A 3,614-nucleotide genomic window follows, 5' to 3' on the forward strand; every position below is an offset into this window, starting at 1 on the left:
GATCCCTGCCCAAGCTTTTTGGTCGGCGATGGCTCGCCGCATCAGGGTATTCTTAACAACCATGCAAACCGAATCCGACTTGCGCAGCTCTGCCCGCAGTTGGTCCATCTCCGCAACGGTCAGCCCCTTGTAGTCGATCACCAGCACCATTTGGCTGGCCTGCAGCAGGGATCGGACTTTATCGACGATCTCCGCTTTCTTCGCTAAAGGTTGCTTGCCCATGCGCTCACCTCCTTTGTTGTCAATGGTCACCCAGGGTTGAACGGGTGGTGAATCTGGGTTCCACCAAACAGAATGCGCCCCAGCCGTAGCCGAGACGCATGGAGATAAGCGCACCCTCAAAAGCGATCCAAGAAGGGATCCCTTTGAACTTCGCTCAAACCTCGGCAGGACATTAAGCCCGCGGGCACCTGCTGTCTTCGGCTTGCTATTCGACTGGGGAAAGATGTTCTGCCGGGATCCTCCTCCAAATTCACTCACTCAAACCCTTTTCAACCCATCGCAGCGCCGAAGCCAGGCTTAGGTCGCCAACTTCAGCTCCCGCAGGGCATTGATATCAACCTCAATCGAGGGGCCCATTGTAGCAGAAACGTGTAGGGTTCGCCAATACTTGCCCTTGGCTCCAGAGGGACGGTTGCGATCGATGGACTCCTGCACTGCCTTTAGGTTCTCCAGCAGAGCTTCGACGGGGAACTTGCACTTGCCGAAGATCAAATGCACAATGCCGGTGCGATCCGCCCGGTACTCCAGCTTGCCGGCTTTAAACTCTTTGATCGCCTGGGCCAGATCCATGGTCACCGTTCCCCCCTTGGGAGAAGGCATGAGGCCGCGCGGCCCCAACAGCCGCCCCAGCTTGGCCACTTGGGGCATCACATCGGGGGTGGCGATCAGAAGGTCAAAATCCATCATGCCCTTGCTGATTTCCTCGATCAGGTCTTCATATCCAACCCGATCCGCCCCTGCATTTTGGGCCTCCACCACTTTCTCGCCGCGGGCAATCACCGCCACTCGGATTTCTTGGCCGGTGCCCCTGGGCAAGACCACGGTGGTGCGCAGTTGTTGGTCGGCGTACTTGGGATCGATCCCCAGGCGGATGTGAACCTCTGCCGCCTCCTCAAATTTGGCGGTGGCCGTCTCCTTCATCAGGGCCAAAGCGGCTTCGGGAGCATAGGCAATGGGCTTCACCTTCTCCCGCAAAGCCTGCATACGTTTGGAAAGCTTTCGAGCCATCGTTTCTCCTCGGGGTACTGACGAGAACTTCTCTCCCCCACAGTGGTTTGCTAGAACAACTTTTTCAAGACCGTGAACACCTCAGACCGGGCAAGGGATCCCTCAATCCACCACCGTCACCCCCATGCTGCGAGCAGTTCCGGCAATAATTTTCATGGCCGCCTCCACATCGTGGGCATTCAAATCCGGCAGCTTCTGCTCGGCGATCTGGCGCAGTTGAGCTCGGGTCAGGGATCCCACCTTGGTTTTGTGGGGCTCGCTGGAGCCAGACTCAATGCCCAGAGCCTTCTTGATCAACACCGAAGCCGGCGGCGTCTTGAGGACGAAGGTAAAGCTGCGATCCTCGAAGATGGAGATTTCAACAGGCACCACCATCCCGGCCTGATCCGCCGTCTTGGCGTTGTACTCCTTACAAAAGGCCATGATGTTGACCCCGTGTTGACCCAAGGCTGGGCCAATGGGGGGAGCGGGGGTGGCCTTGCCCGCCTGAATGGCCAACTTGACCACGGCCACCAACTTCTTAGCCATGAAACGCAGTTACACCTCTTTTCGCACTTGACCAAACTCTAATTCTACCGGGGTATCGCGCCCGAAAATCGAGATCAACGCCTTGAGCTTGCCCCGTTCTGGGCTGACCTCCACCACCTCGCCGTAGAAACCCTGGAAGGGGCCGGATAGCACCTCGATGCGATCCCCAGGGGCCATGTCGATTTTGAGGGGCACTTCCTCCACCTCGACGCTGCTGAAGATGCGCTGGACTTCGCTTTGGCTGAGGGGACGCGGTGTAACATGCCCCCGACCGCGACCGTAGGCCCGTTTTTCTTCCGTGCCGACAAAGTTGATCACGTTGGGGGTTGTTTTCACCACCATCCAAGTGTCGTCGTTCATGTCCATGCGCACCAGGACATAGCCGGGAAAAATCTTCTCCTCTTGCTCCTGGCGCTTGCCGGATCGATCCAGCTTGAAGCCCGTCCGCTTCGGGATCACCACCTCGACAATTTGATCCGCCACATCCAAAGCAGCCGCCCGTTGCATCAGGGTGCTCTTCACTTTGTTCTCGCAGCCTGAGGCCACCTGCACGGCGTACCAGCGCAGGTTGCGACGCTCTTGACCTTCCCCCTCGTCTGGTTCCGGGATCGCGTCTGCAGGCTCAAAGTGCTCCACACGGCCCCCACGACGTTTTCGCTGCTGCTCTGGCCTCATCACCTCACATCCTCCCTGTAGCCATCCTTGAACATGACTCTCTTGCCCCTCAGGACAGAACATCACAAGAACAGCTGAGTGGCTACCCAAGCAAACACTTGATCGACCAGGTAGATGAAGGAAGCAAAAGCCAACACAATCAGTAAGACCCCTACCGACTCGCCGATCAATTGCCGGCGGCTCGGCCAAACAATCTTGCTCAATTCCACACGGGTCTCTTGAATAAAACCCAGGATCCCTTTGGGTGCGGTGGAACTGTCTTTGGAGTGACCCCGGCTGGCGGGATCCAAACGCTGTTCCGTATCGGCTTTGCTGGAGGGGGTGCTCTTAACCACGGCGGTGTTCTCCTAATGGATCCCGAAAACGGTGTACCGCATTTCAGCAGGCACGGGATCGGCTTTGCGATCCTAACAGATTTACCGGGAATGGGATCCAACCTTAGGGAGTGGGGGTGGGCTCAGGTGTCAAGGAAGCGGGAGAAAGCGGGAGGGAGCGGCGGCGGGATTGGTTAAATTGCTCCACAGCAGCATCGACGCTGGCCTTGCCGTCCCAGCGGGAAGCAGCATTCTGGCGGGAGAGGAAGTCGGCAGCCCGGAAGAGATCGTTGACGTTGATGCTGGTGCCATCCAACAGAGGGGGATTGCTGTCGCGGCGAATGGCCTCGTTGACACTTCCGCTTTGGGCCAGGGCCACCCCAGAACCGCTCAGAACCGAGCTCAAGGCCATCCCCACCAGGAGCAGTGCTGGGGGCGAGGGGATCCCACGCCAGCAGACGGGCGATGGATTCAGGAGACGGTTGAGAAGCTTGCCGAGCATGATTTATTTCTCCGCTTCGTTTACACGAGGGTGCTGCTCCGCCAGCCCCTCTACCAACAACTGCTGCTCTTCGGCGGTCAAGGGGCGCTTGGCCAACAGGTCTGGCCGCCTTTGCCAGGTTCGAACCAGCTGCTGCTGCAGACGCCAACGGGCAATGGCTTGATGGTCGCCTGAGAGGAGTACCGGCGGCACCTTGTACCCCTGAAACTCTGGCGGGCGGGTGTACTGAGGATAGTCCAGCAGCCCCGCCTCGAAGCTTTCCCTCTTTAACGAGTCTACCTTGCCCACAGTGCCCGGCAAGAGCCGCACCACGCCGTTGATCAGGGCCAGCGCCGGAATTTCCCCCCCGGTCAGGACAAAATCCC

At 58.5% G+C, this 3,614-nt stretch carries 6 protein-coding genes, 1 pseudogene and 1 other annotated feature; all 7 genes and pseudogenes read right to left on the minus strand.

Going from position 1 to position 3,614, the window contains the following annotated elements; genetic code table 11:
- Positions 1-222: 50S ribosomal protein L10 (gene rplJ, locus NW819_RS13325; protein ID WP_414414038.1), on the minus strand; the 222-nt coding region annotated here is incomplete at its 3' end.
- 59 nt (positions 223-281) lie between these two features.
- Positions 282-441 (minus strand) — a sequence feature (ribosomal protein L10 leader region).
- Between the two features lie 78 nt (positions 442-519).
- On the minus strand, positions 520-1,230 hold the full coding sequence (gene rplA / locus NW819_RS13330) for a 50S ribosomal protein L1 (RefSeq protein WP_011432850.1): 711 nt from the start codon (positions 1,228-1,230) through the stop codon (positions 520-522).
- A 102-nt stretch (positions 1,231-1,332) separates the two neighbouring features.
- A complete protein-coding gene (rplK, locus tag NW819_RS13335) occupies positions 1,333-1,758 on the minus strand; it encodes a 50S ribosomal protein L11 (RefSeq protein ID WP_011432849.1) in 426 nt (141 codons plus the stop codon).
- A gap of 9 nt (positions 1,759-1,767) precedes the next feature.
- A complete protein-coding gene (nusG, locus tag NW819_RS13340) occupies positions 1,768-2,433 on the minus strand; it encodes a transcription termination/antitermination protein NusG (RefSeq protein WP_011432848.1) in 666 nt (221 codons plus the stop codon).
- Positions 2,434-2,495: 62 nt separating this feature from the next.
- Positions 2,496-2,768: a preprotein translocase subunit SecE gene (secE, locus tag NW819_RS13345; protein ID WP_414414039.1), complete on the minus strand. Its 273-nt coding sequence runs from the start codon at positions 2,766-2,768 to the stop codon at positions 2,496-2,498.
- A gap of 103 nt (positions 2,769-2,871) precedes the next feature.
- On the minus strand, positions 2,872-3,249 hold the full coding sequence (locus NW819_RS13350) for a hypothetical protein (protein ID WP_414414040.1): 378 nt from the start codon (positions 3,247-3,249) through the stop codon (positions 2,872-2,874).
- Between the two features lie 3 nt (positions 3,250-3,252).
- Positions 3,253-3,614, minus strand: a pseudogene (locus tag NW819_RS13355) (tRNA (guanosine(37)-N1)-methyltransferase TrmD); the annotation flags it as partial.

Origin of the sequence: Synechococcus sp. R8-2, from assembly GCF_047461715.1 — a bacterium.
Taxonomy (GTDB): domain Bacteria; phylum Cyanobacteriota; class Cyanobacteriia; order Thermostichales; family Thermostichaceae; genus Thermostichus.